Genomic DNA, 24,899 nt, shown 5'->3' with positions numbered 1-24,899 from the left:
GTCACTGGTCCGGGCGGTGCCTCGCCGGCAGCTACCGGCCCACGCCCGCGTCCCCCGACGCGGCGGCTCCGTGCTCCAGGCGGAGCTCGCGGCCCTGCCACCGCCTTCGGAGCCAGCGGTCGTGGCTCGCCAGGACGATCGCGCCCGGACCGGTGCCCAGAGCCTCCTCCAGTTCGTCGCACAGGCGCGGGGAGAGGTGGTTGGTGGGCTCGTCGAGCAGCAGCAGCCGGGGCGGTCTGGCCACCAGCAGGGCCAGGGCCAGCCGCCGCCGTTGCCCCACGGAGAGCCGGCCGACCGGCTTGTCCAGGTCCGCCGCGTGCAGGAGACCGAGCGAGGACAGCGGTACCTCCTGGGCCCGGCCCGGGCCCAGCGACAGGGCGTAGGTCTCCTGGGCCGTGCGGTCGGGCCGGTCGAACACGGTGTCCTGGGCGAGCATGCCCACCGTCAGTCCGCGCCGCCGGCTTACCTCGCCCTCGGCGGTGAGATGCCCGGCCAGCACGGCGAGCAGCGTCGACTTGCCCGCTCCGTTGCCGCCCGTCACCAGCAGCCGGTCGGTCGCCGGCACCGTCAGGTGCGCGAGCACGAGCCGCCCCGGCACCCGCACGTCCCGCAGCGAGACCAGCGGCTCAGGGCCTTGCGGGGGCTGCGGGCCTTCCTCCCCCTGCGCGGCCAGCGCGCCCGCCGCGAACCGCAGAGGACGCGGCGGCTCACCCACCTGCGCGCGCTCCAGCTCCTCCAGACGCCGCGCGGCGTTGCGGACCCGGCGCGAGATCTGGCTCTGCACCCGGCCCGCCCGGTGGCCGTAGCCCATCTTCTCGTGGTCGCGCGGCCCGCGGTCCGGCGCCAGCCGATGCGCGGTCACGCCCGCCGAGCGGCGCAGTTCTGCCAGCTCCGTCTGCTCCTCGGCGTACCGCCGCTCCCAGCGTTCCCGCTCGGCCCGCTGCCAGCTCACATAGGCGCTGTAGGTGCCGCCGTAGCGGGCCGGTCCCTCCACGCGCGGGTCGAGGTCGATCAGGTCGGTGCAGACGGCGTCCAGGAACGCCCGGTCGTGGCTGGCGGCCACCACGCAGCCCGGCAGCTCGCGCAGCTGCTGCTCCAGGAAGGCGGCGGCCTCGTCGTCGAGGTGGTTGGTCGGCTCGTCCAGGAGCAGCGCCGACGGCCGCCGCACGAGCAGCGCGGCCAGGGCGAGCCGGCCGCGCTGCCCGCCGGACAGCGAGCCCAGCGTGCGTACATGCTCGAACGCGCCCAGGCCGAGGCCGTCGAGGACCAGGGCCGCGCGGCGGTCGGCGTCCCAGGCCTCGCGGTCCTGGGCTTGTTCGAGGCGTCGGCCGTAGGCGGTGAGGAGCTGCTGGTGGTCGGGCGCGCCCTCGGGGGAGCGGGCGAGTTCCTCGCCGAGCCGTTCGAGCTGGGCGAGGTCCTCGCGGGCCTCGCGCAGCGCCTCGTCCAGGACGGCCGCGATGGTCGCGTCGGCGTCGAAGGGCATTTCCTGGTGCAGGAAGCCGAGGTCGGCGGGGCGCGAGACGCTTCCCGCGTCGGGTGTGTCGGCGCCGGCGAGGACCCGCAGCAGGGTGGACTTGCCGACGCCGTTCTCCCCGACCAGACCGATGCGGTGACCGGGCGACGCCGTCAGGGAGACACCGTCGAGGACGCGCCGTCCGCCGAGGGTGCGGACGAGATCGTGGGCGAGCAGGGCGGGGTGGGGCCGGGCAGGGAACTGGGGCACAGGAGTCCGTCCGAGGGGGTCGGTGGTCGGCCCGCCGGGCGCAGGGCCTCGGCGCGGGCCTCTTGGCACACCGGTGGTTCACACCTCGGGGGCTCCGGTCTCCTTGAGCGTTCCCTCGGCCAGGCGCAGCCAGCGGTCGACTCCGATGTCGGCGAGGAACCGCTCGTCGTGACTGATCACCACGAAGGCTCCCCGGTAGGAGTTGAGCGCGCTCTCCAGCTGGCCCGCGCTGACCAGGTCGAGGTTGTTGGTCGGCTCGTCGAGCAGCAGCAGCTGGGGGGCCGGTTCGGCGCACAGTACGCAGGCCAGGGTGGCGCGCAGCCGCTCGCCGCCGGAGAGCACGCCCACCGGAAGGTGGGCCCGCGGGCCCCGGAAGAGGAAGCGGGCGAGCAGGTTCATCCGCTCCGCCTCGGGCCGTTCGGGGGCGAAGTCGGCGAAGTTCTCCGCCACGGTGCGCTCCAGGTCCAGCAGGTCGAGCCGCTGCGAGAGGTGGGCGATCCGGCCGTCGTTGCGCTTGATCTCCCCGCTGTCCGGCACGAGATCGCCGGTGATCAGCCGCAGGAGGGTGGTCTTGCCCGCGCCGTTGGGCCCGGTCAGTGCGATGCGCTCGGGGCCGCGGATGGTCAGGTCGACGCCCGCGTCGGCGAACACGGCCCGTCCGGCGAGGTGGACCTGCATCCTTGCGCCGAGGAAGAGGTTGCGCCCGGCCGGGACTTGGGTGTCGGGCAGCTCCAGGGTGATGCGCTGGTCCTCGCGCAGTGCGCGTCCGGCCTCGTCGAGCTTGGCCTTGGCGTCGCTGACGCGGGTCGCGTGCATCTGGCCCGCCCGGCCTGCCGACTCCTGTGCGCCGCGCTTCATGTTGCCGGCGAAGATGCGGGGCAGGCCGGCGCTCTTGAGGTTGCGCGCGGCGTTGCTCTGCCGGCGCTCCGCGCGTTCGCGGGCCTGCTGCAACTCGCGCTTCTCGCGCTTGAGTTCCTGCTCGGCGTTGCGGATGTTCTTCTCGGCGACCTCCTGCTCGGCGCGCACCGCTTCCTCGTACGCGCTGAAGTTGCCGCCGTAGAAGCGCAGTTCGTCGCTTCCGAGCTCGGCGATGCGCTCCATGCGGTCGAGCAGTGCGCGGTCGTGACTGACCAGCAGCAGGCAGCCGTTGAAGTCGGAGAGTGCGTCGTAGAGGTGGTGTCGGGCCTCCAGGTCGAGGTTGTTGGTCGGCTCGTCGAGCAGCAGGACGTCGGGGCGCTTGAGCAGTTGGGCGGCGAGGCCGAGTGAGACGATCTGGCCGCCGCTGAGTGTGTCCAGGCCGCGGTCGAGGGCCAGCCCGGACAGGCCGAGGCGCTCCAGCTGGGCGCGGGTGCGTTCCTCGATGTCCCAGTCGTCGCCGATGGCGGCGAAGTGCTCCTCGCTCACGTCGCCGGATTCGACGGCGTCCAGCGCGCGGATCACGGGCGCGATCCCGAGCACCTCGGCCACGGTGAGCGTGCCGGTCAGGGGAAGGCTCTGCGGGAGGTAGCCGAGCGTGCCGCTGACCGTCAACGAGCCGGTGGCGGCGGGCAGTTCACCGGCGATCAGCTTGAGCAGCGTGCTCTTTCCGGAGCCGTTGGGGGCGACCAGGCCGGTCCGGCCGGTGGCCAGGGTGAACGACAGATCCCGGAAGACCGGGGTGTCGTCGGGCCAGGCGAAGGAGAGGTTCGAGCAGGTGATGGCGGCATCGGACATGGATGTGACCTCGATGGAGTGAGGGCAGGCAGAGCTCTGCCCTGGGCAGCGGGGGAGAGGGGGTACGACGAAGCAAGCCACGGCAGCAGCGCCTCTGCGGCGCCGGCCCCTGGCCCGTCACATCCGGATCTCATCCGGAGATGTCGTCTTCACCCACCACGTCTGCGACTCCTCGGTCAAAAGTCCAGGTCTCTGGCAGCGTAACAAACGCCTTCCGGTCCATCGCCATCATTTCTCCCGGTGCTCACTTCCGTGTCCCCGCCGCCGGTGCGTGCCGCCTTGGTCCACTCTGGGAGCAGCGCACGTCCGACGAACAGGAGCAGGGAATGAACCGGCCTTTCAGCCGCGCCCCACGACGCAGGCGGCTGCGGTTCGACGGCTGGATCGCGGGCATGGGGACCTCGCGCGGGACACGGATCGTGCTCGGCCACTGGCCGCGTTCTCCCTTCGGACCGTTCAGCGACGTGATGCTGGAAGACGCCGACGGACGACGGCTGCTGCTGGCCCCGTCGCAGGAGACGGCGGATTTCATCAGCGGCACCTACACCTTCGACGCCGTACGCGTGGTCCCGGTCGACGTGCACGTCGGCCACGACACCTGGACGGTGGCCGCGGGCCCGCTCAGCCTGCGCTTCACCGTCGGCCGACGCGGTGGGCTGGGCCTGGTGCTGCGCGCCGTCCCCCGCTGGATCGCCCGCCGCCCGGCGTGGAGCACGGTGACGAATCGGCCGGCCCGCCTGCTGATGAGCGGGGTGCAGACCCGCGGCAGCGCGGGCGGCGGCCGCACGGAATGGTACGGAGCCCTGGACCTGCATCCGCTGCGCACCGTCTCGGCCACCTTCGACGGGGCGGACCTCGGATCCATCGCGCCCGTCACGCCACCGGTCCGCTTCGGGTTCGGCTCGGCGCCCAAGGCCCCGAGCCTCACCCGGATCACCACCACCGTGGCGTTGAGCCGGGACTGATCCGCGGCCAGGGCCTGGCATCGGGTACCTCGGGGGCCGCCTGCGGGGGTGCTTGCGCCGGTAGGGTGAGGCAGCGCTGTGGTCCGGCTCGGTCGCGCGCAGGGGACTCTCTAGGTGCAGGGGTGTGGCGAGCGATGAGGCGACCTGATCGATGGTGGGCGGCACCGGGTCTGGGAAACCGGCTGGCCGTGTCCTTGCCTCTGCAGCGCCCCGGGCGGGGCGGTTCCGTGGTCAACCTGTTGCGCAAGGCCGCCGGGCACGACGCGGTGTGGGCGGCCACCGCGGCCGTCCTGGCGGTGTCGGGTGACCGAAGCGCCCGCAGGGCCGCCCTGCGGGGCGCGGGTTCCGTGGCCATCGTCGCGGCGGTGAACCACGCGCTGGCCAAACCGGCCGCCCGCAGCGCGCGTCCGGTGCGGGACGCCTTCCCCGGTGTGTTCCCCCGCCCCAACACGGCTTCGCTGCCGTCGAGTGCCATGGCGTCGGCCGCAGCCTTCGTCACGGGCGTCGTCCTGGAGTCGCCCCGCGCCGGACTTGCCGTACTGCCGCTCGCCGGGGGCCTGGCCTATGTGCGCGGACGCAACGCACTGGACCACCGGGGTCGCGTGGCGGCCGGCGTGATGGTCGGGCTGGGCGCGGCGCTGCTCACCTGCCGCTGGTGGCCGGTCAAGCCGGAGGCCGCCGCGGCGGCGGCCCCGCCGCGCAGGCCGGCGCCCGCCCTCAAGGGCGGCAGCGGCCTGCACCTGGTGGTCAACCCGTCGTCGGGCATCGGCTGGACCAAGGACACCGCCGACACCCTGCGGACGCTGCTCCCCGAGGCCACGATCACCGTCTTCGAGCCGGGCGACGACCTGCTGGCCCTGCTGGAGGGAGCCGCGCTGCGGGCCGTCGCGGACGGCGGGGCGCTGGGGGTGTGCGGCGGCGACGGCACGGTCAACGCGGGGACCGCCACGGCCGCCCGGCACCGCGTGCCCCTCGCCGTGTTCCCCGGCGGCACGTTCAACCACTTCGCCGTGGACCTGGGCAACCTGACCATGGAGGACGTCGCCCGGGCGATCCAGGCGGGCGACGCGGTCACCGCGGATGTGGGCCGGGCCTCGTCGCCCGAGGGCGTCGTGGTCGCCGCCGATGCGGGCACCTCCTCCGACGCGGCGGGCGCGGCGCAGACCGACACCCCGACCGGGGCCGATGAGCAGCTGTTCGTCAACACGTTCAGCATCGGGGTGTACTCCGAGCTGGTCCACGCGCGGGAACGGCTGGAGAAGCGCATCGGCAAGTGGCCCGCGCTGGCCGTGGGGCTGGCCAAGATCCTGGCCACCGGCAGCCCGCTCTCCGTGATCATCAATGGCCGTACCCGCAAGATCTGGCTGCTGTTCGCGGGCAACGGCATCTACCACCCGGCCGGTTTCGCCCCGACCTACCGCACCCAGCTCGACGACGGGCTGCTGGACATCCGCGTCGTGGAGGCCGGCACTCCGCTGGCCCGCACCCGGCTCCTCCTCGCCGTGCTGACCGGCACCCTGCACAACTCCCGGGTGCTGAGGACGGCGCAGGTGCGCCGCCTGGACCTGCGGGTCCTGTGGGGCGAGCCGCACTTCGCGTACGACGGAGAGGTCACCGACGCCGCCTACCGGCATCTGGTCCTGGACAAGCTCCCGAAGGCGGTCACGCTGTACCGCCCCGCCGACCAGGACCAGTGGCTGCACTGAGGTGAGACAGCCGGGCCGCGTCAGACCTTGCGCCAGCGGGCGTTGGCCCAGGAGAACACGCCGAACGCCACGAGGCCGACGGCGATGAGCACCAGCAGCCAGGGGCCGACCGGCGTGTCGGTGAAGGAGCGCAGCGTGTCGTCCATGCCCTTGGCCTTGCCGGGCTTGTGCTGGACGGCCGCCGCGATGGCGAAGCCGCCCGCGACGGCGAAGACGATGCCGCGCGCCACACCGCCGAACACGCCGAGGAAGGTGACCACCTGACGGGTCCGTGTGGACATCTGGGACATCTTCAGGTGCTTCTTGAACTTGCGCATCAGGGCCCTGACGGCGATCCACACACCGGCACCGGCCACCACGGCGCCGGCGATGCCGACGATCCACTGCCCCGCAGGCCAGTCCAGTGCCTTCGCCGTGACGTCCCGGGAGCTCTTGTCCGAGCTGCCGCTGCCGCTGCCCTTGTCGCCGGCGGCGTAGGACAGCACGGAGTACGCGACGAAGCCGTAGAAGACACAGCGGCCCGCGGCCATGGCCCGCTTGTTCGCCTTGTGCCCGTCGGGCCCCGCCTGGCCGAACGCCGCCTCGGTCAGCCGCCACAGGGCCATGCCCACCAGGGCTATGCCGAGCAGCCACAGCAGAGCGGAACCGAAGGGCTTGCCCGCGATCTCGGCGACGGCTCCGCCCCGGTCGGCCTGTTTGCCTCCGCCGTCCGAGAAGGCGATCCGCAGGGACAGAGCCCCGATGAGGATGTAGATGATTCCGCGAGCGACGAAGCCCGCCCGGGCCCCCGCCGCGACCGCTTTGCTGTTCGCCGCGCGTCTCGCCTGACCGCGCCCACGTGCCGCTGCCGTTCCAGTAATCATTTTCACCGGATGCCCCCGAAGCCGGAATCGACGCCTGTCGGGTTGGCGGAGCGTGACGCGCACGGGAGCGCGTCGTCCGTGGTCATGCGGTACGTGAGCGCACGGATCGGGCGGGTGGCCCGGATGGGGGGTGTGAGGTGTGTCCGGTCGGGCAGGAGATGCGCAGCGGTACAACCGATCAAGGACGGGGTGGTCGCACATGAGCAACGTGAGTACGGGAGAGGCAGCGTCCAGAACCGTCGTCGTCGAGGGCGACAGCCCGGCGGAAGTGCACCGCACCCGAGATGTCGCGCGCGCCTTCGCGGGCAACCTCGATCCCGTCGTGGAAGACGACGCGGTGGAGGCCCTGACGCTGGTGGTGACCGAACTGGCCAGCAACGCCCTGCGCCACGGGGGCGGCCGGTACACCCTTCAGCTCGATGCCACCGCGCACACGTTGAGTGTCGCCGTCAGCGACCTCAACTCCGTGTCCCCGCACGAGCGGACGCCGGACATGACCGGCGCCACGGGGGGTTTCGGCTGGCGCATGATCCGCCGGCTGACCAACTACGTGGCGATCACTCCGGGCCCGCATCCGGGCAAGACGATCCATGCCTGCCTCACGCGGTGTCCGACCGGAGGGGCCGTGCCGGCCATGGCCTGAGCGCGTCTCGGCGGGCAGGTTCCGCACGGGTGGGCCGGTGTCAGGATCCGCCGAGACCGTGCAGCAGGGTGTCGACGACGACGTCGGCCGCTTGCCCGGGACTCAGCTGGGGCAGCTGCCGTGACACCAGGTGCATGAGCTGGGGAAGCAGCGCGCTCGCCCAGCCTTCGGGCTGGTCGCGGCGCAGCAGTCCGTCGTCGGTGGCTCGCCGCAGGAAGGCGTCCACCTCCTGGACGGAGGCGTTCCGGCGTCGGCTTACCGCGTCGTCGCCGAGCATGCGGGCGAGGTCGACGGGCCAGGTGCGGTTGACGGCGATGATGTTCTCGACGTAGCGGTGCAGGGCGACGGCGACGGGGGCTTCGCGCAACCGGGCGTCGTCGATGGCCCGTTCGATGGCGGTGAGGCGCGCTTCGTAGATGGCGGTGAGGAGATCCTCGCGCGAGGCGAAGCGCCGGTAGACGGTCCGCCGGTCCACGCCCGCCTCGGTGGCGATGCTCGCGATGCTGGCGCACCGCCCAGGAGGAGATCTTCGGTCCGGTCCTGGTGGTCATCGCGTACGACGAGGAGGACGACGCCGTCCGCATCGCCAACGACTCCCAGTACGGGCTCTCCGGGGGTGTCTGGTCCTCCGACGAGGACCACGCCCTCGCGGTGGCCCGCCGGGTCCGCACCGGCACCGTCACGGTCAACGGCGCCCCGATCGGCTTCGACGGCCCGTTCGGCGGCTTCAAGGCCAGCGGCATCGGCCGCGAGTACAGCGCGGTCGGCCTCGGCACCTACACGGAGTACAAGACGATCACCGTGTGACCCCGAGCGTGGCGCTCAAGAGGTCCGTCACCACCTTGATTGGTGACGCTCGAGGTGTGCAGGCTGAGGATCGCCCCGGGCGGCGGCCCTGCGGTCCGCCTTCCACGCGCACGATCGACGAAGTGGGGATCGGCCATGAACGAGGAACTGATCGGCGACGCCGTCACGACGACGCGGCACCAGCGCTACGGGCGCCTTCCCGGGCGCATCTCTTTCGATGACATGACCGAAGAGGTGAAGGCCGGACGAAGCGGCGGGGAGAACGGCTGCCACCCCGAGGGCTCATGGAAGCACTACTCGTGCCTGGCCCTCGACATGGGGCTGTAGCCGCACCGGACCCCGTCCGCCCCCGCGCGGCTCTCGTTCAGCCGGCGTCCGTGTGCCGGAGCTCCACCGGCGCCGCGGCGGGCAGCGTGGTGCGCAGGAAGGCCATGGTGGACGCCAGGCCTGTCAGCCGCATCGTCTGTGCTTCGGGGCGGGCATGGGACCAGCCCGGCCCCCCGAGCAGGACCAGGGGGTGGCTCCGGGCGCCTCGTATGCCCCACTCGATCGCGATGATGTCGCGCACGAGGCGGATGTCCGCGGTCTGCGGCGACTGCGCCCACAGGACGACCGCGCACGGACCCAGGCGGCGCACAGCCGCTTCCAGGGCGCCGGCGGGGACGGCCGCGCCGAACATGAGCGCCGGAACGCCGGCTTCGGCCAGGGCCGCGCCCAACGCCTCCAGAGGGAGCGTGTGCTGCTCGTCCGGCATGCAGGCGAGCAGTACCGGAGGCGCCGTGGTCCGCGCGGGGGCGGGCGCGGTGGTGCGCAGCGTGGTGGAGACGTGCCAGGAGAGGAAGTGCTCGACCTCGACGTAGCGTTCGCCCGACTCGGACCACTTGCGGCCCACCGCGTGCAGCGTGGGAGCGATGATCGATTCCCAGGCGACGACGACGCCGTGCTCGCGCACCGCGCTCGTCAGGAGTTCGTGGACCGTCGGACCGTCCAGGCGCAGCGCCGCCTTGGCCAGGCCGCGGGTCTCGGTCCACACCTCGCCCAGCGGCAGGCTGCGGTAGCCGCCCGGTGCGCGCCGGTGCCGCGCCCGGTCCGGCGCCTCCGGTCCGCCCCCGCGCCCGTCGTCGGGGGAGGTCGCGATGCGGGCCGCCTCCGCGGGCGGCACGCCTTGGCCGGTCAGGTGGCACATGCGCTCGAGCCGGGAGATGTCCTCGGGGCGCCAGCGGCGGTGCCGCCCCTCCTCGCGGCGGCTGGGCCCGATGCCGTAACGGCGCTCCCACGTGCGCAAGGTGCCCGGGGCCACGCCGAGCTTGCGCGCCACGGCGCCGGTCGTCAGCGAGGCGTGCTCCGGTCCGGGCCGACGCGTGTCGACGGCGATCACGTCGTGACCACTCTGGGCGTTCATGAGCGCCTGCCTTGGATCCGCGGGGGAGAGGTGATCTTGGTCATCATATCGCTGCACAAACGGCTCATCCTGCGGTGGGCGCGGGCCGGGGCGACGGTGAGAGTCCCACTGGTGCCTAGCGGGAGGAGCAGGCCATGGACCTGCGGGACGAACTACCGGTCGATCATGGGCTCAACCGTGTCTATCGCGTCGGCGCGGCCCTGTGCGGTCTGATCCTGATCGTCTTCGGCTGCCTGGGCCTGGCCGACCAGCTCGCCTTCTTCGACACCGACGGCGCCGAGGTGGCGGCGATGAGCACCAACGGACTCCTCAGCGTCCTGTCGCTCGCCTCCGGTGGTGTCCTGATCACCGGTGCGGTGATCGGCGGCAACACCGCGTCGACGATCAACATCGCCGTAGGGGGCCTCTTCGTCCTCAGCGGCTTCTACCACTTGTTCGTCCTGGACCGCCCGGCGAACTTCCTGGACTTCAGGATGTCCAACGTGATCTTCAGCTTCGTCGTGGGACTGCTCGTGGCGACGTTCGGCATGTACGGACGCGTCAGCGGCGGCCTGCCCCACGACAACCCGTACTGGCGCAGCCGGCACGGCAACGCACGCGACACCGGGGCCCGTCTGGCCCTGCCCGAGTGAGGGTGCGCGAGGCGCCCTTCGTTCAGTCGCTCTCCGGCCGCCCGGCCCGTCCCATGGTCCGCTTGACCACCGACCAGACGCGCTCGGGCGGCCGACGCGGAATGTCCGCCGGTGAGCCGGCGCGCGCGCCGGCGACCACTCTCATGAAGGCGTCGAGCTCCGCGGCGCAGACACGGCAGTGTGCCAGGTGCGGTCCGCAGTCCTCGCGGCCGTCCTCGCCCAGCGCGATCGCCGCGAGCACCTGTTCCTCGATGTGCTGCACGTCAGCCCTCCGTTCCGGTGATCCTGCCGGCCGCGGGCGCGTCCCCGCGTGCGGTTCGCGCACGGACGCCGATGGTGACCGGCAGACACTATTCCGCCGCTCGGGGCCGCTCGGTTGCACCTGGATCTCCCCGGCCGGCGGCAAAACGCCGCACTAACGATTCAAGTTGGCCCGGGGCCGGCAACGCTTCGAGACTCCCCTTGTCGAGACGCCGCCCGCGCGCCCTTCGGGGCGCCGTGGGCGCGCTTCAGCCACCGAGGAGTGACTCCCATGTCCACGTCGGCTCCCGTATCGAGCGCCGCGAGCACTGTGGAGGGTGCAGGAAAGCACGTGCCGCACAGGGAATCCGACCACGACGACGAGGCGTTCGTGTACGCGCTCTACGAACGCTGGTCCTCACTCGTCTACACCACCGCCTGGCGGACGCTGGGGGACACCTTCGAGGCAGAGGACGTGACCCAGCAGGTGTTCCTCGCCGCCTGGCGCGGCCGCAGCGGCTACAGCGCCGAACGGGGCAACCACGGCGCATGGCTGGTGGGCATCACCCGGCACAAGATCGCCGACGCCCTCACGGCCAGGACGCGCCGCGCCAACGTGATCGCGGCCCTTCAGCAGCGCCACGACCCGGCCATCGGCCCGCGGAGCACCACCCAGACCCAGGAGACACTCGACCGGGTACTTCTCCAGCACGAGCTGAACCTTTTGCCGCCCGTCCAGCGCGAGGTCCTGCGGATGGCCTTCTACTCCGACCTCACCCACACCCAGATCGCCGTGCGGACGGGCATGCCGCTGGGCACGGTCAAGAGCCACGCCAGGCGGGGACTGATGGCCTTGCGCGGCCGGCTGGAGCCCGTCGCCGACTGACCGGACACGGCGATCCTCGGCCACCGGCGAGCGGTTCGCGCGGGGCAAGTGGTGGGATGGGCCCCAGGGCATGACCACGGCGTCAACCCATGTGCGTCCCCGTGCATCCACGGGCGCCGTGCGGCCCGAAGAGAACCGAACGAACAAGTCCTCTCCACCAGAGCTCCGGAGTGAGCGTGAACACCGACTGCCCGCGTGCCGCGCTAGCGCGTACGACCTCCGACGGGACGCCGGCCTCCGAACGGCCCGCCCGGTGAACCGGCCCGCACCCGGCCGCCCCACGTCCGACGCGTCCGACGTGGCCATCGTCGGCGGCGGCGCGGCCGGCCTCAGCCTCGCCCACCGCCTGGTGGACACCGACGTGTCGGTGACCGTCGTGGAACCGCCCGAGGGCCACCACCGCCCGCCGGAGCGGACCTGGTGCTACTGGGAGCAAGGCGCCAGCGACTTCGAGGCGGCGGTCACCGCCGAGTGGTCACGGCTGCGGATCCGCGGCGCCGACGGCGGCGACGTCACCGTCGAACCGGCGCCGTTGCGCTACCGCATGCTGCGATCCCCCGAATTCGAACGACTCGTGCACGCCCGGCTGGCCCGTGCCCCGGGCGTGCACGTCCTGCGCGCGACTGCGCACGCGGTGCGCGGCGTGCCCGAAGGAGCGGAAGTCCACTGCGAGCAGCCCGACGGCCGTCAGGTGACGCTCCGCGCCCGGCACGTCTTCGACTCCCGGCCGCTGCGCGCCCAGCCGCCCGCCCGCACGCATCTGCTCCAGCACTTCCGCGGATGGTTCGTGCGCACCGCCGCGGACCGCTTCGACCCCGAGGTCGCCGAGCTGATGGACTTCCGGGTGCCCCAGCCGCGCCACGGGCTCGCCTTCGGCTACGTGCTCCCGCTGGCCCCGGACCGCGCCCTGGTCGAGTACACCGAGTTCTCCGCCCGGCCGCTGACCACCGAGGCCTACGAGGCGGCGCTGGACCACTACTGCCGCGACATCCTGGGCCTCGGCGCGTTCGTCGTGGAGCGAACGGAGCAGGGAGCGATCCCCATGACCGACGCACGCCACCCCCGGCGCGTGGCGCCCGGCGTCTTCCGGATCGGGGCCGCGGGCGGCGCCACCCGCCCGTCCACCGGGTACACCTTCGCCGCGGTGCAGCGCCAGAGCAGCGCCATCGCCGCCGCGCTGGGGCAGGGGCGCGCCCTCGCGCCCGCCCCGCACGGGCGGCGGTCCATGGCCATGGACTCGGTGCTGCTGCGGGCCCTGGACACCGGACGGATCGATGGCCCGTCCTTCTTCACCGACCTGTTCCGGCGCACGCCCGCGGAACGCCTGCTGCGCTTCCTCGACGGCGCCACCTCCCCGTGGGAGGAATGGGGCATCGGTCTGCGCACGCCCGTCGGCCCGATGCTGCGGACCGCCGTCGAACTGCCCTTCCTGCCCCGCCGTGCACGCCCTTCACCATGAATCGGAGACAGCCACCGATGACGCTCCTGCGCGACCACGAACTGGCCCGCGCCTTCGACCACGCCTCTCGTTCCTACGATCGCCTCACCGCCCTCAACCCCGGCTACCGCAGGGACTTGCTCCGCTCGGCGCGCCGGCTCAGGCTGCCGGACGACGGGGCCGGACTCCAGCTGCTCGATCTGGGGTGCGGCACCGGCGCCTCCACCCGGGCCCTGCTGCGGGCGGCGCCCCGCGCCTGGATCACCGCGGTTGACGCCTCGGCGGGCATGCTGAAGCGAGCGCTCGAAAAGCCCTGGCCCGCCCGCGTGCGCTTCGTCCACCTCGCCGCCGAGGACGTGCTGAAGGCCGGGGAGGGGCCCTTCGACGCGGTGTTCGCCGCCTATCTGTTCCGCAACGTCACCGAACCCGACCGGGTGCTGTCGAGCGTCCAGAGCCTGTTGCGGCCCGGCGGGCGCCTCGCCGTCCACGAGTACAGCCTCAGCGGCTCACCCGCGCACCGCGCGCTGTGGACGGCCGTGTGCCGGGGCGTGATCATCCCGGCGGGCACGGTCAGCGGCGACGCGGACCTCTACCGCCACCTGTGGCACAGCGTCCTCGCCTTCGACACCGCACCTGATTTCACCGAGCGCCTGACGCGGGCCGGGTTCACCGGCGTGCGCTCCGCCCCGATGCCCGGATGGCAGACCGGCATCACCCACACCTTCCTCGCCCGCAAGGCCCTGGCCGGCGCGACCGGAGGTGCCTGGTGACCGCGCCCGCACGGCCCGGCGTCCGCCGTGGACGCGACCGTAAGGCCGAAGTCTTCATGCCCCGGCCCGGCCTGGCCAGGTTCAAGCCCGGCCAGGCGCCGTCCGTCGCCGTCGTCGGGGGCGGCATCGCCGGACTCGCCGCGGCCACCTCGCTGGCCGAACGCGGCGCCCGCGTGACCCTCTACGAACAGCAGGACGCGCTCGGCGGCCGCCTGGCCGGCCACCGCACCCGCCTGGCCGACGGCTCCCCGGCCACCATGAGCCGCGGATTCCACGCCTTCTTCCGCCAGTACTACAACCTGCGGGGCCTGCTGCGGCGCACGGACCCCGGCCTCGACCGGCTCACCCCGCTGCCCGACTACCCCCTGCGGCACAGCGGCGGCCTGACCGACAGCTTCGCGCGCGTGCCGCGCACACCCCCGCTCAGCGCGCTGGGATTCGTCGCCCTGAGTCCCACCTTCGGCTGGCGGGACCTCGCCGCGATGGACCCCCGGGCGGCGCTGCCGCTGCTCGACGTCCGGGTGCCCGAGGTCTACGAACGCTTCGACCACATCAGCGCCAAGGACTTCCTGGAAAGCGTCCGCTTCCCCGAGGCCGCCCACCATCTGGCGTTCGAGGTGTTCTCCCGCAGCTTCTTCGCCGACCCCGGCGAACTCTCGGCCGCGGAACTGCTCTTGATGTTCCACATCTACTTCCTCGGATCGTCCGAAGGCCTGCTCTTCGACGTGCCCAACGAGCCCTTCCCGCAGGCACTGTGGGAGCCCCTGGGCGCCTACCTCCAGCGGCTCGGGGCGGACGTGCGCACCGGCGCACCCGTGCACGGCATCCTTCCGCGCGACGGCGAAGACGGTGCGGACGGCGAAGGCGCCGACCTGCTCACCGACGCGGGAGTGGACCGCCACGACGCGGTGGTGCTCGCCCTCGACCCGGGAGGCCTCAGCCGCCTCGTCGCCGCGTCCCCGGGCCTGGGCACCTCCGCCTGGCGCGAGGACATCGCCGCGCTGCGCACGGCGCCGCCGTTCCTCGTCTCGCGGCTGTGGCTCGACCGGCCCGTCCGCGCCGACCGCCCCGGATTCCTCGGGACGAGCGGCTACGACGGCCTGGACAACATCAGCGTCCTCGACCGGTACGAGGGCGAGGCCGCGCGCTGGGCCGGCGCGCACCACGGCGCAGTGGTGGAACTGCACGCCTACGCCGCCGACGCCCAGCAAGAAACGATGCAGGACCGGCTCGTGGAGCAGCTGCGGCAGGTGTACCCGGAGACCCGCGAGGCGCGCGTGGTCGACGCCCGCCACGAATGGCGCGCGGACTGCCCGCACTTCCCGGTCGGCTCCCACCACCGGCGCCCGACGGTGGAGACACCGCACCCCTGGCTGGTCCTCGCCGGGGACGGGATCCGCTGCGATCTCCCCGTCGCCCTCATGGAACGCGCCGCCACCACCGGCTTCCTGGCGGCCAACTCCCTGCTCGCCGACCGCGGCGTGACGGGCCAGGTGCTGTGGACGGTGCCCCGGGCCGGCCGCTCCTCGATGCTGCGGGCCGTCAGCGCCCTCGACCGACGCCGAGGGCGCCCCTGAACAGACCGGGGGCGCCGACGGGGACGGGGGAAGGGGCGCGTCAGCCGGGGAAGCGGCCCGTGCTGCGCAGCGCCCAGCGGCGCTCGGCGTAGGCCAGGTCGTCGCGCCACAGCCGGCCCGCCGTGCGGCGCATGAACGGGCGCAGCACGGGAGCGGCGGCGCGGGCGACCTGGAAGCCGCGCCGGTCCGAGGTCGCCACCACGGCCTCGACGACCGCCGTGCGCGGGCGCTGGTCGGATGCCCGCGTCAGGGGCGTGGCATGCGTTTCCACCACCGAGGTGGCGCCCTCGCCGTCGGTGATGCGCATGACGATCGTGCGCGGCTCCGGCGCGGTGAACTCCGCTCGCACCGGCACCACCAGACGGTCCGTCACCCGGAAGGAGACGTCGACGACGAACGCGTCGTCCTCATCGCCCTGCGGCTCACGCGTCACGGTCAGATCCACGAACGAGTACGGGTGGAACCACGAACCGTGCCAGGGGTCGAGCCGGTTGGCGATCACGTCCTGCGGTTCGCACCGGCCCATCGCGGTGAACACCGCGTCCACCGCACCGCCCGGAGCGGGCCGCTCCGGCACCACGGGGCGCTCCAGCGGCTCTTCGCCGCCCACCTCGTCCAGGCGCACCCACACCAGCACGCCGTCGTCGTGCACGGGATAGGGCGCCCATCCGGCGAAGGGGGAGCCGGTCAGGGCCAGGCCGTGCCAGTGACACACCAGCGTGCCGCACACCACCCGGCTGTCGCGCAGGGGAGCGCCGAGGTGCGGGCAGGCACCCGGCCCCGCGCGCAGTTCGCCCTCCTCCGAGCGCCACAGCACGACCTCGGTGCCGCCCACGGTCCTGCCGTACGGCTTCGCGCCCACGCGGACGTCGCGTGAAGCGCCCACGACGAACCAGTTGCCGGAGGGACGCGCGCACGCCCGCTTGAGCGCGTCGGCGATCAACGCCGGCCGCGCCTGACGCCACGTGGACCCCTGCTCCGCCCAGCCCGGACCGCGCCGCCGGCGCAACGGCGGCCGCCAGCCGGGTCGGTTGCCTCGCTCGCTCACTGCTCTCGTCCCCTCAACTCTCGTGCGCCGCCCGGCAGCGGCCGCGGCAGCGGGCGGCGCGCACCCCACCGGGCGCCGATGACCCGGACCAGCCCGGCCCCGGCGGTCGCGGCCCGCCGCCTGCGCGGCACCACCGCGCGCCGATGCAAGACGGTGTAGTCGTGCTGTGCGATCGCGTCGAGAATGCCGCCGTAGAGGGTGAACGCGGTACGGATGCAGGGGCGCACCCGGGGGTCCAGCATCTCGATGCCGGGCTCCGCCGCCCGGTACACGTCCCGGGTCATGGCCTCGGCCGCGACGAACGCCGCGCGGATGCGCCGGTCACCGCGCCCGGTGCGCCGGCTCCATTCCATCAGCTCCCGGTCCACGCCGTGGGCGGCGAGCAGATCCGCCGGCAGGTACACGCGCCCCCGGTCCAAGTCCTCGCCCACGTCCCGCAGGAAGTTGGTGAGCTGGAACGCCACGCCCAGGTCCGCCGCGTACGGAGCCGCCTCCTCCTGGGGGACGACCGTGCCGAGCACCGGCAGCATCTGCAGGCCGATGACCGCGGCCGAGCCGTGCATGTACGACCGCAGATCGGCGTAGGTCGGATAGTCCGTGACGGTCAGGTCGTCGCGCATCGAGGCCAGGAAGTCCGCGAAGAGCGCGCTGTCGATGTTCAGCCGCTCGGCGGTGTCGGCCACGGCACGGACCACGGGCTCGTCACCGCCGCCGATCTTCAGCTGCTGGACGAGATCGCGCTCCAGACCGCTCAGGAGCCGGTCGCGCTCGTCCGGTGTCCTGCCCCGGTCCAGGTCGTCGACGATGTCGTCCGCCCAGCGCGCGAAGCCGTACAGGGCGTGGACGGCCGAACGGCGCTCCAGCGGCAGCAGACGGGTGGCCAGGAAGTAGGTCTTGCCGTGCCGCGCGTTGAGCCGACGGCATCGCGTGTAGTCGGCGCGGAGCCCGGGATCCGAGATCCCGGCCGCGTCCAGCTCACGACGCGTCATCGGCACCTGCCAAGGACGTGCCGACGCGCGGGGGAGCGGTGGCCGTGCCCGTGGGCCCGCGTGCGCCGCGGCGCAGGTCCCGGCCACCGGTGATGCGCAGGGCGGCGAGCTTGCCGCTGATGAGCACCGTCGGTACGCCCACCCCGGGGGTGGTGCCGCAGCCCGCCAGGACGGCGTTGTCCACGCCGCGCACGAGGTTGCGCGGCCGGAAGGGTCCCGTCTGGGCGAAGGTGTGCGAGACGGAGAAGGGGCTGCCCGCCGCGTGCCCTTGTGCCGTCCAGTCCAGGGGTGTCACGAGCATCTCCTCCTCGATGCTGTCCGCGAACCCGTCCAGACCGCGCCGCTCCAACTGGGCCACCAGACTGTCGCGGTAGCGCGGACCCAGATCCCGCCAGCTGGGCGCGGAGGGCCCGACGGTGGTGTTCGGGCAGGGGGCCAGGACGTAGTGGAGATGGCGGTTTCGCGGCGCGAGCGTGGTGTCGTGGGCGGTCGGGCGGGTGATCAGCAGGGAGGGGTCGCTCATCAGCGCTCCCGTGCGCGTGAGTTCGTCGAAGGTGCGCTCCCAGGCCGCCCCGAAGGACAGCGTGTGGTGGGCCAGGCCCGGCCAGGTGCGGTCGGTCCCGGCGTGCAGGATCACCGCGGACGGCGAGTGGCGCAGGCCCACCGCACGGCGCGGAGCGCGCCCCAGGAGCCGGTGCGCGGTGGACAGCTCACAGCTCAGGACGGCGGCGTCGCAGCTGATGCGCTCGCCCGAGGCCAGGTGCACGGCCCGCACCCGGCTGCCGGATCGCTCCAGCGAGGTCACCTCGGAGGCCCACCGGAAGTCGGCGCCGGCGTCGGCGGCCGCATCGGCCATGGCGCGCGGCAGGGCGTTCATGCCGCCCTTGGGGAACCACACGCCGGCGACCGTGTCCATGTAGGCGATCACCGCGTAGGCCGCGAGGGCGCGGGCCGGGGCGACCCCGGCGTACAGGGCCTGGAAGGAGAAGACGCGGCGCAGGCGTTCGTCGGAGAGGAAGCGTCCGATCCGGGTGTCCAGGCGGCCGAAGCCGCCCAGCGCCGCCAGGCGGGCCAGGTCCGGGTGGAGCAGTTGCAGGGGCGAGTCGAAGTTGGTGTCGATGAAGCGTCGCATCTGGGCCTGGTACAGGCGCTCCAGCCACTGCCTGAGCCCGCGGTATCCGGCCGCTTCGGCGGGTCCGGCGAAGCGGCGCACCTCCGCTTCCATCGCCTCGCCGTCGGTGTGCACGTCGAGCGAGGTGCCGTCGGCGAAGTTCGCGCGGTAGGCGGGGTCCAGGGGCAGGAGCTCCACGCGGCTGGCGAGGCTGTCGCCCACGGCGGCGAACGCTTCGTCGGCCAGGTGAGGCATGGTCAGCACGGTGGGCCCGGTGTCCACCTGGTATCCGCCCAGCTGTGCGCGGCCGGCCCGGCCGCCGGGTCCCTCGTCGCGCTCGACGACCGTGACCCGTCGCCCGGCGCCCAGCAGGTGCAGGGCGCAGGCCAGGCCGGACAGTCCCGCGCCCACCACGACGACATGATCGGTCGGTCCCGGTACCGCCTTCACGAAAGACTCCCGTCGGTGGGGACTTCGACGCCGGATGCCTGTGTGACCAGGGCGGCGAACTGTCTGCGGACGACGGGTCCGGCTCCGGTGGCCTCGAAGTGCCGCAGGCTCGCGGCCGCCAGTTCCATGATCTTGGCTTCCACCATGGCCTGGGCTCCGGTGCTCGCGAGCGCCGATCGCATGCGCTCGACCGTGCGTTCCGTGCGTGTGCTGGGGCCCGGGGCCAGGACGGCTGTCGCCATGGAGTCGTCGGCGTCGTCGGCCAGTTGCAGCGCGATCGCGAGGAGGTAGGTGAGCTTGCGCGACCGGAGGTCGTCACCGGCGGGCTTGCCGGTCAGTGCCGGGTCGCCGAACGCCCCCAGGAGGTCGTCGCGCAGCTGGAAGGCCAGCCCGGCGCACCGCCCGGCCGCCCGCAGCGCGGCCAGTGTGCCCTCGTCCGCCCCGGCCAGCGAGGCACCGAGGGCCAAGGGCCGCTCGACCGTGTAGAGGGCGCTCTTGAGGGTGGCGATGGTCAGCGCCTCGTCCGCGCCCGACGAGCCGTTGGCCTGCGCGTACAGGTCGCGGTACTGCCCGGCGACCATCTCCCCGCGCATCGCCTGCCACTCGCGGTACAGCCGCATGCCGTGCGGCGAGTCCAGCGCGGTCTCCGTCAGCAGGTCGTCGGCCCATGCCAGCGCCAGGTCACCGGCGAGCACGGCGGCGGACGTCCCGAAGGACTCCGCCGATCCGTTCATTCCCGCCGCCCAGTGCCCGCGGGCGAAGTCCACGTGCACCGCGGGGGCGCCCCGGCGCTGCACCGAACCGTCCATCACGTCGTCGTGTATCAGGGCGCACGCCTGGAGCAGTTCCAGCGCCGCGCCGATGTTCAGGGCCGCCGTGGCGTCGCCGGTACCGCCCGAGGCGCGCCAGCCGCACCACACGAACGCGGTCCGCAGCCGCTTGCCTCCGCGCCGCACGAAGGCACTGACGCGCGCGGCCACGTCACGCGCGAACACCGGATCCACGCCGTGGGCGCGGACCAGAGCGGTGTCGAGGACGTGTTCCAGGACGAGGTCCGTCGCCCTGACGACGTCCGTGATCGCGAGCGGGTCGTCCACGGGTGCGGTCGGCCCGCCCGATGTCGGCCGCAGTCCAAGCATGCGCAACCCCTTCTCACATCCGATCAACTGCACACCAGTGCTTCTGCCGGGTGCGCGGATACGGATGCGCTGATTTCTGCCCGGTGCGCGCCGGTTCCAGCGCCCGCTCACTCCGACGGCCCAGCGGCGCGCGGCCGCTCACGGGGGCGCGTCACCGCGGGCGCGCTCCTGTCGCAGCGCCTCGGGCAGGTCGGCGATCCGGTCGAGCTGGTGCACCGCCCGGGCCGTGCGGTGGTTGCCCGCCAGGCGCTTCTGGTGCCGGTCGATGAACATCCAGTAGCCCGCGGTGTAGGGGCAGGCGTACTCGCCCGTACGGTCCCCGGGCCGGTAGGCGCAGGGCCCGCACAGGTCGCTCATGCGGTTCACGTAGGCGCCGCCGGAGGTGTAGGGCTTGGTCGTCATGCGGCCGCCGTCGGCGTACTGGGACATGCCGACCACGTTCGGGACCATCACCCAGTCGTAGCCGTCCACGAAGCAGCGGTGGAACCAGTCCGTGACCGCGGCGGGGTCCCAGCCCCGCTGGAGCGCGTAGCCGCCCAGGATCATCAGGCGCGGGATGTGGTGGGTCCAGCCCGTGTCGCGTACCTGGGCCAGCGTGGTGCGCAGGCAGCGGGCCTCCAGTGCGTCGGCGTCCAGGTCGTTCCACCAGTCGGGCAGCGCGCCGGTGTGGCGCAGCACGTTGGAGTGCCGGTAGTCGTCGCCGAAGTACCAGTACAGCTGCCACACGTACTCGCGCCATCCGGCGATCTGCCGGACGAAGCCCTCCACGCTGTTGAGCGGGGCGTTCCCGGCGCGCCAGGCGGCCTCCGCCCGCTCGACGCACTCGGCGGGATCGAGCAGCCCCAGGTTCAGGGCGGCGGACAGCAGGCTGTGGCTCATGTGCGGGTCGGCGGCGAGCATGGCGTCCTCGTAGGCGCCGAACGTGGTGAGCCGGTGTGTGACGAAGCGTCTGAGGGCCGCTGTGGCCTCGTCGCGCGTGGCGGGGAAGAGGCGCGGCCCGTCCCGGCCCACGAAGGAGACGTCGCCGTCCTTCTCCCACCGGTCGAGGTCGTGGCGTACCTCGTCGTCGATCTCGCTCTCCCGCGGCCGGTACGGGCGGCCGATGTCCAGGACGGTGGCCTTGCGAGGAGGCGGTTCCCGGTTGTCGGCGTCCAGGTTCCACCGCCCGCCCACGGGCTGGTCCCCGTCCATCAGCAGGTCGTGGTCGCGCCGCACCCGGCGGTAGAAGTCCTCCTGCCGCAGCGACGTGCCGCCGTGGCCGTCCGCCCACGCGGTGAAGTCCGCCATGGGGGTCAGGAATCCGCGCGCCGGTGCGACCGTCACCTGCGGCAGGGAACGGACCAGGCGCAGGGCCGCGTGCGAGGTGGGGTGGTGCACGGAGACCGCACGTCCGCCGGCCGCGCGCTTCAGACCCTCGGCGTAGGTGTCGGCCCGGACGTAGGTGAGGCGATCGCCCAGTTCGGCCGCCCGGTGGCGCATCGCCGACAGCACGAGATGGGCCTTGGCCCGGTGGAAGCGGCGGCGGCGGAACACCGAACGCGCCTCGATCATCAGCAGGGGAGTGTCACGCCCGGGACCGCCCTCGCCCGGGGTCAGGAAGTGCGGACCGAGCTGGTCGCCGAAGAGCCAGTGCACAGCGAGGTGTCTCCTCCGTCAGATGAGTCGATTGAGATGAGTGATGAGCGAGGTGAGTGAGCCGGGGCCGCAGGCGTCACTTCTGGAGCGAGGGCGCCGGGGAGGTCGGTGCGGGGTCGGCCTTGGCGGCGGCCTGGGTGATGTTGCGGGCCATGCCGCCGAAGACGACGGAGTGGAACGGCCACACGGACCACCAGTAGGCGTGACCGAACAGGCCGCGCGGATGGAACAAGGCGCGCTGCCGGTAGCGCAGGCCGCCGTCGGGGTCCTTCTCGACGTGCATCTCCAGCCACGCCAGGCCCGGCAGTCGCATCTCGGCCCGCAGCCGCAGCAGACGCCCCGGCTCGATCTCCTCCACCCGCCAGAAGTCCAGCGAGTCACCGACCCTCAAACGGGCGGCGTCGCGCCGTCCGCGGCGCAGACCGACACCGCCGACGAGCCGGTCGAGCCAGCCCCGCACGGCCCAGGCCAGCGGGAAGGAGTACCAGCCGTTGTCCCCGCCGATGCCTTCGACGACCTTCCACAGCGCCTGGGCGGACGTCTCGACGGACAGCTCCCGTTCGTCCTGGTACAGGCTGCCGCCGGCCCAGTCCGGGTCGGTGGGCAGCGGATCGCTCGGCGCTCCGGGCACCGCCGCCGACGACCAGCGGGTGGCCACCTGCGCGTCGCGCACCTTCCGCAGGGCCAAGGCCAACGCCTCGTCGAAGGGCAGCGGCCGGCCCGGCAGGTCGGGCACGTAGGCGGCGATGTCGTGCTCGCGGCAGACGACTTCGTGGCGCAGCGACTCGGTCAGCGGCCGGGCGATGGACGCCGGGACCGGCGTGACCAGCCCCACCCAGTGGCTCGACAGCCGCGGGGTGAGGACCGGCACCGGCACGATCAGCCGACGCCGCAGGCCCGAGACCGCGGCGTACCGGCGCATCATGCCCTGGTAGGTCAGGACGTCGGGGCCGCCGACGTCGAAGGCGCGGTCGACGTCGGCGGGCATCGTGGCGGAGCCGACGAGGTAGCGCAGCACGTCGCGCACGCCGATGGGCTGGGTCCGGGTGTTCACCCAGCTGGGAGTGACCATGACGGGCAGCCGCTCGGTGAGGTAGCGCAGCATCTCGAAGGACGCCGAGCCCGAACCGATGACCACCGCGGCACGCAACACGGTGGCGGGTACCGGGGATTCGAGGAAGATGCGGCCGACCTCGGCGCGGGAGCGCAGATGCGGCGAGAGCGTGGACTCGGGCACGCCCTGCGGGGTGAGACCGCCGAGATAGACGATCCGCCGTACGCCGGCGTCGTGCGCCTGCTCGGCGAAGACGCGGGCCGCGCGGCGGTCGGTGGCCTCGAAGTCGGAACCGCCGCCGAGGGAGTGCACCAGGTAGTACGCGACGTCGATGCCGCGCATGGCCCGGGCGACGGACTCGGCGTCCGTCACATCCCCCCGGACCACCTCCGTCCGTGCCGCCCAGGGGTGGTCACGCAGGTTGCTGGGGGAGCGGGCCAGACAGCGGACCCGGTGCCCGGCCTCCAAGAGCTCCGGGACCAGCCGGCCTCCCACATAGCCCGATGCCCCCGTGACCAGGCAGTGCAACCCTTCGGCGTCCGACGCCTCGTCCGTGCTCACTTCGCTTCCTCCGCCTGTTCGTCATGAGACCCCATCTGTCCGATGAGGCCGCCCCGTCGGCACGGGGCCGCTGGTCCCTCGCCTCCCGCGTCGGCCCGCATGCCGCTCACGGCTGTAGGAGGGCGACTGTGCCCGTCGCCACCACGCGACCTGCGGCCGTCACCAGGAAGCGGGAACCGCCGGGCTCGGTCGCCACCTCCACGACGGCCCCCCGCGCGGGCACCGGTGCCAGCAGCCGTACCCCGAGCCCGGTCACGGCACCGGCCGTCATCCCGGAGTGCAGCAAGGTCGCCTGCCGTCCGGCTTCCAGTACCGCCGCCGCGGGCAGCCACGCCGGTCGGCCAGGGAGCAGCACCGGGTGGCCGGGGTCGCGCGGATGCAGCACGAGCCGCCCCTGCGGCGCCCGCGCCAGCAGCACGTCGGTGTCGGCCGCTGCGCCCACGGCGGCGGCGGAGGGGAACAGGAGCGCGTGCGCCACCGCCTCGTCCGGGATCGGGGTTCCGCCCTCCAGCGGCCTGGCGAACCCGATGGTGCACGAGGCGAACGGCGTGCCCCGCTGAAGGAACTCCGTCGTCGCACGGTAGGAGGCGAACTGACCGGCGTAGGAAGCGAGGTCGCTGAGCACGAGCCGCGCCTCCACGTCGGTCGCGCTGCCGTGTTCCGTGGGCCCCGGGGGCGGGCGCAGGCCGAGGCTGAGCGAGAGGGGTTCGAGCGCGGGGCGCTCGTCGGCGTACAGGTGGGTGCGCTCCACGGCCAGAGCGAGCTGGCGGGCGGACTCCACCATGATCAGCGGGTGGTGCCGCACGGCGGTCGTGCGCTCGTTCAGGGGGTGGCAGCGGGGCCACTGGCAGTGGGCGACGAAGCTGCGGCTGCTCTCGCGGCCGAGGGAGACCACCAGCAGCGACGCCATCGTCTCCAGACCGAGTGTGCGCCAGGTGACCGGGGCGCTCGGGCTCTCGGGCCACTGTCGCTCGACCCGGCGGTCTTCGGGACGAGCCCGCGTCGTCCGTGTCCCGTCCGTCGTCACACCAGTCATGCGTCACTCCCGCCGAGGCCGGCGTGAGCCATGATCACACCGGCTCACGCAAGGAATTCAGGCGGGCGGGCGGTGACGGATGCACCAAAAGCGCCGGATCCACCCGATCGGCCGGGGCGCGGGCCGCCTGCGGCGGCGCGTGGGCAGCGCTGCGAGAGGCGAACGTCAGAGCGACGGTTGGACATCCCCGGGAGGCGTCTGGCAGGGTCGCCGGTCCGTTCCCCCGATCCCGAAGGGAGAGACGCGATGATCGAAGTGAGCACCCGCAGCGTCAAGGAAGCGGCTGCCGCCGAGCAGCTGCGCGCGAGCACCACCACCTTGGACATTCCGAAGGGTTTCGACCTGTGGACGGCCGAGGAGGTCTCGGAGTGGCTCGACCAGGTCGAGGACGATCCTGAGGTGTCCGACGCCGACTTCTACGCGGCGCAGCAGGCGGTGCAAAGAGCGCTCGGCGTCGAGCGCGTCTGAGCGGGCGGCGGCGTCGCCCGACCGTGCAGGCGGTGCCAGCGGT

At 73.1% G+C, this 24,899-nt stretch carries 23 protein-coding genes and 1 pseudogene; 11 read left to right on the top strand and 13 right to left on the bottom strand.

The window, feature by feature from the left end; all coding sequences use genetic code 11:
• Positions 1 to 31: 31 nt before the first annotated feature.
• Together QBL25_RS03190 and abc-f are read right to left on the bottom strand one after the other, a co-directional pair.
• Entirely contained in the window at positions 32 to 1,723 is a 1,692-nt protein-coding gene (locus QBL25_RS03190) for an ABC-F family ATP-binding cassette domain-containing protein (RefSeq protein WP_409055414.1), read from the bottom strand.
• A 78-nt stretch (positions 1,724 to 1,801) separates the two neighbouring features.
• On the bottom strand, positions 1,802 to 3,436 hold the full coding sequence (gene abc-f / locus QBL25_RS03185; RefSeq protein WP_409055413.1) for a ribosomal protection-like ABC-F family protein: 1,635 nt from the start codon (positions 3,434 to 3,436) through the stop codon (positions 1,802 to 1,804).
• Between the two features lie 326 nt (positions 3,437 to 3,762).
• Between abc-f and QBL25_RS03180 the strand changes: the two genes are divergently transcribed.
• Both QBL25_RS03180 and QBL25_RS03175 read left to right on the top strand, forming a co-directional pair.
• Complete coding sequence (locus tag QBL25_RS03180) at positions 3,763 to 4,401, top strand: hypothetical protein (RefSeq protein WP_409055412.1); 639 nt, start codon at positions 3,763 to 3,765, stop codon at positions 4,399 to 4,401.
• A gap of 188 nt (positions 4,402 to 4,589) precedes the next feature.
• On the top strand, positions 4,590 to 6,107 hold the full coding sequence (locus QBL25_RS03175; protein ID WP_409055411.1) for a diacylglycerol/lipid kinase family protein: 1,518 nt from the start codon (positions 4,590 to 4,592) through the stop codon (positions 6,105 to 6,107).
• A 20-nt stretch (positions 6,108 to 6,127) separates the two neighbouring features.
• Here the strand turns inward: QBL25_RS03175 and QBL25_RS03170 are convergent, their stop codons facing one another.
• Positions 6,128 to 6,970 (bottom strand): DUF1206 domain-containing protein, encoded by an 843-nt coding sequence (locus tag QBL25_RS03170; RefSeq protein ID WP_409055410.1) that lies wholly within the window; start codon positions 6,968 to 6,970, stop codon positions 6,128 to 6,130.
• Positions 6,971 to 7,169: 199 nt separating this feature from the next.
• On the opposite strand from QBL25_RS03170, the gene QBL25_RS03165 reads away from it, so the two are divergent.
• Complete coding sequence (locus tag QBL25_RS03165) at positions 7,170 to 7,613, top strand: ATP-binding protein (protein ID WP_409055409.1); 444 nt, start codon at positions 7,170 to 7,172, stop codon at positions 7,611 to 7,613.
• A gap of 40 nt (positions 7,614 to 7,653) precedes the next feature.
• Here the strand turns inward: QBL25_RS03165 and QBL25_RS03160 are convergent, their stop codons facing one another.
• Entirely contained in the window at positions 7,654 to 8,115 is a 462-nt protein-coding gene (locus tag QBL25_RS03160; RefSeq protein ID WP_409062533.1) for a TetR/AcrR family transcriptional regulator, read from the bottom strand.
• Between the two features lie 5 nt (positions 8,116 to 8,120).
• On the opposite strand from QBL25_RS03160, the pseudogene QBL25_RS03155 reads away from it, so the two are divergent.
• Together QBL25_RS03155 and QBL25_RS03150 are read left to right on the top strand one after the other, a co-directional pair.
• Positions 8,121 to 8,420 (top strand): annotated as a pseudogene (locus QBL25_RS03155) (aldehyde dehydrogenase family protein); the annotation flags it as partial.
• A 135-nt stretch (positions 8,421 to 8,555) separates the two neighbouring features.
• Entirely contained in the window at positions 8,556 to 8,747 is a 192-nt protein-coding gene (locus tag QBL25_RS03150; RefSeq protein WP_409055408.1) for a hypothetical protein, read from the top strand.
• Positions 8,748 to 8,784: 37 nt separating this feature from the next.
• Here QBL25_RS03150 and QBL25_RS03145 read toward each other — a convergent pair whose 3' ends face one another.
• Positions 8,785 to 9,822, bottom strand: a complete 1,038-nt coding sequence (locus tag QBL25_RS03145; protein WP_409055407.1) for a MerR family transcriptional regulator — start codon at positions 9,820 to 9,822, stop codon at positions 8,785 to 8,787.
• A 134-nt stretch (positions 9,823 to 9,956) separates the two neighbouring features.
• Between QBL25_RS03145 and QBL25_RS03140 the strand changes: the two genes are divergently transcribed.
• Positions 9,957 to 10,454, top strand: a complete 498-nt coding sequence (locus QBL25_RS03140) for a DUF4383 domain-containing protein (protein WP_409055406.1) — start codon at positions 9,957 to 9,959, stop codon at positions 10,452 to 10,454.
• 22 nt (positions 10,455 to 10,476) lie between these two features.
• Here the strand turns inward: QBL25_RS03140 and QBL25_RS03135 are convergent, their stop codons facing one another.
• Entirely contained in the window at positions 10,477 to 10,716 is a 240-nt protein-coding gene (locus QBL25_RS03135; RefSeq protein ID WP_409055405.1) for a hypothetical protein, read from the bottom strand.
• Positions 10,717 to 10,977: 261 nt separating this feature from the next.
• On the opposite strand from QBL25_RS03135, the gene QBL25_RS03130 reads away from it, so the two are divergent.
• From QBL25_RS03130 to QBL25_RS03115, 4 genes are all read left to right on the top strand, one after another.
• Entirely contained in the window at positions 10,978 to 11,580 is a 603-nt protein-coding gene (locus tag QBL25_RS03130; protein WP_409055404.1) for an RNA polymerase sigma factor, read from the top strand.
• 253 nt (positions 11,581 to 11,833) lie between these two features.
• A complete protein-coding gene (locus QBL25_RS03125; protein WP_409055403.1) occupies positions 11,834 to 13,039 on the top strand; it encodes a lycopene cyclase family protein in 1,206 nt (401 codons plus the stop codon).
• 17 nt (positions 13,040 to 13,056) lie between these two features.
• Positions 13,057 to 13,788 (top strand): class I SAM-dependent methyltransferase, encoded by a 732-nt coding sequence (locus tag QBL25_RS03120; RefSeq protein ID WP_409055402.1) that lies wholly within the window; start codon positions 13,057 to 13,059, stop codon positions 13,786 to 13,788.
• A gap of 56 nt (positions 13,789 to 13,844) precedes the next feature.
• Positions 13,845 to 15,365, top strand: coding sequence for an FAD-dependent oxidoreductase (locus QBL25_RS03115; protein WP_409062532.1), 1,521 nt, complete (start codon positions 13,845 to 13,847; stop codon positions 15,363 to 15,365).
• 40 nt (positions 15,366 to 15,405) lie between these two features.
• Here QBL25_RS03115 and QBL25_RS03110 read toward each other — a convergent pair whose 3' ends face one another.
• From QBL25_RS03110 to QBL25_RS03080, 7 genes are all read right to left on the bottom strand, one after another.
• Positions 15,406 to 16,413, bottom strand: coding sequence for a DUF5914 domain-containing protein (locus tag QBL25_RS03110; protein WP_409055401.1), 1,008 nt, complete (start codon positions 16,411 to 16,413; stop codon positions 15,406 to 15,408).
• Complete coding sequence (locus QBL25_RS03105) at positions 16,410 to 17,402, bottom strand: phytoene/squalene synthase family protein (RefSeq protein ID WP_409055400.1); 993 nt, start codon at positions 17,400 to 17,402, stop codon at positions 16,410 to 16,412. Before QBL25_RS03105 ends, QBL25_RS03110 begins: the two co-directional genes overlap by 4 nt.
• On the bottom strand, positions 17,389 to 18,963 hold the full coding sequence (crtI, locus tag QBL25_RS03100; RefSeq protein WP_409055399.1) for a phytoene desaturase family protein: 1,575 nt from the start codon (positions 18,961 to 18,963) through the stop codon (positions 17,389 to 17,391). Before crtI ends, QBL25_RS03105 begins: the two co-directional genes overlap by 14 nt.
• Complete coding sequence (locus tag QBL25_RS03095) at positions 18,960 to 20,102, bottom strand: polyprenyl synthetase family protein (protein ID WP_409055398.1); 1,143 nt, start codon at positions 20,100 to 20,102, stop codon at positions 18,960 to 18,962. The genes crtI and QBL25_RS03095 overlap by 4 nt, the downstream gene beginning before the upstream one ends.
• Before the next feature lie 138 nt (positions 20,103 to 20,240).
• The gene (locus QBL25_RS03090; protein ID WP_409055397.1) at positions 20,241 to 21,737 is read right to left on the bottom strand and encodes a cryptochrome/photolyase family protein; all 1,497 of its coding nucleotides are present in this window, start codon (positions 21,735 to 21,737) and stop codon (positions 20,241 to 20,243) included.
• Positions 21,738 to 21,813: 76 nt separating this feature from the next.
• Positions 21,814 to 23,352 carry an SDR family oxidoreductase gene (locus QBL25_RS03085; RefSeq protein WP_409055396.1) on the bottom strand — a complete coding sequence of 513 codons (1,539 nt, stop codon included), beginning with the start codon at positions 23,350 to 23,352 and terminating at the stop codon, positions 21,814 to 21,816.
• 106 nt (positions 23,353 to 23,458) lie between these two features.
• On the bottom strand, positions 23,459 to 24,388 hold the full coding sequence (locus tag QBL25_RS03080; protein ID WP_409055395.1) for a hypothetical protein: 930 nt from the start codon (positions 24,386 to 24,388) through the stop codon (positions 23,459 to 23,461).
• Between the two features lie 246 nt (positions 24,389 to 24,634).
• Between QBL25_RS03080 and QBL25_RS03075 the strand changes: the two genes are divergently transcribed.
• Positions 24,635 to 24,856 carry a hypothetical protein gene (locus QBL25_RS03075; protein ID WP_409055394.1) on the top strand — a complete coding sequence of 74 codons (222 nt, stop codon included), beginning with the start codon at positions 24,635 to 24,637 and terminating at the stop codon, positions 24,854 to 24,856.
• The last annotated feature ends 43 nt before the right edge of the window (positions 24,857 to 24,899 follow it).

It is taken from the genome of Streptomyces sp. SYP-A7185, from assembly GCF_046103685.1.
GTDB lineage: Bacteria > Actinomycetota > Actinomycetes > Streptomycetales > Streptomycetaceae > Streptomyces.
Note: the sequence above shows the minus strand (reverse complement) of the source record. Positions and strands in the feature narration are given on the sequence as shown.

Bases quoted from the DNA above. Each gene is read 5' to 3' on its own strand.
- QBL25_RS03145 (WP_409055407.1), bottom strand. From the start codon at position 9,822: ATGAACGCCCAGAGTGGTCACGACGTGATCGCCGTCGACACGCGTCGG.
- QBL25_RS03105 (WP_409055400.1), bottom strand. From the start codon at position 17,402: ATGACGCGTCGTGAGCTGGACGCGGCCGGGATCTCGGATCCCGGGCTC.
- QBL25_RS03080 (WP_409055395.1), bottom strand. From the start codon at position 24,388: ATGACTGGTGTGACGACGGACGGGACACGGACGACGCGGGCTCGTCCC.
- QBL25_RS03115 (WP_409062532.1), top strand. From the start codon at position 13,845: ATGCCCCGGCCCGGCCTGGCCAGGTTCAAGCCCGGCCAGGCGCCGTCC.
- QBL25_RS03150 (WP_409055408.1), top strand. From the start codon at position 8,556: ATGAACGAGGAACTGATCGGCGACGCCGTCACGACGACGCGGCACCAG.
- QBL25_RS03165 (WP_409055409.1), top strand. From the start codon at position 7,170: ATGAGCAACGTGAGTACGGGAGAGGCAGCGTCCAGAACCGTCGTCGTC.
- QBL25_RS03120 (WP_409055402.1), top strand. From the start codon at position 13,057: ATGACGCTCCTGCGCGACCACGAACTGGCCCGCGCCTTCGACCACGCC.
- QBL25_RS03095 (WP_409055398.1), bottom strand. From the start codon at position 20,102: ATGCTTGGACTGCGGCCGACATCGGGCGGGCCGACCGCACCCGTGGAC.
- QBL25_RS03075 (WP_409055394.1), top strand. From the start codon at position 24,635: ATGATCGAAGTGAGCACCCGCAGCGTCAAGGAAGCGGCTGCCGCCGAG.
- abc-f (WP_409055413.1), bottom strand. From the start codon at position 3,436: ATGTCCGATGCCGCCATCACCTGCTCGAACCTCTCCTTCGCCTGGCCC.
- QBL25_RS03170 (WP_409055410.1), bottom strand. From the start codon at position 6,970: ATGATTACTGGAACGGCAGCGGCACGTGGGCGCGGTCAGGCGAGACGC.
- QBL25_RS03140 (WP_409055406.1), top strand. From the start codon at position 9,957: ATGGACCTGCGGGACGAACTACCGGTCGATCATGGGCTCAACCGTGTC.
- QBL25_RS03180 (WP_409055412.1), top strand. From the start codon at position 3,763: ATGAACCGGCCTTTCAGCCGCGCCCCACGACGCAGGCGGCTGCGGTTC.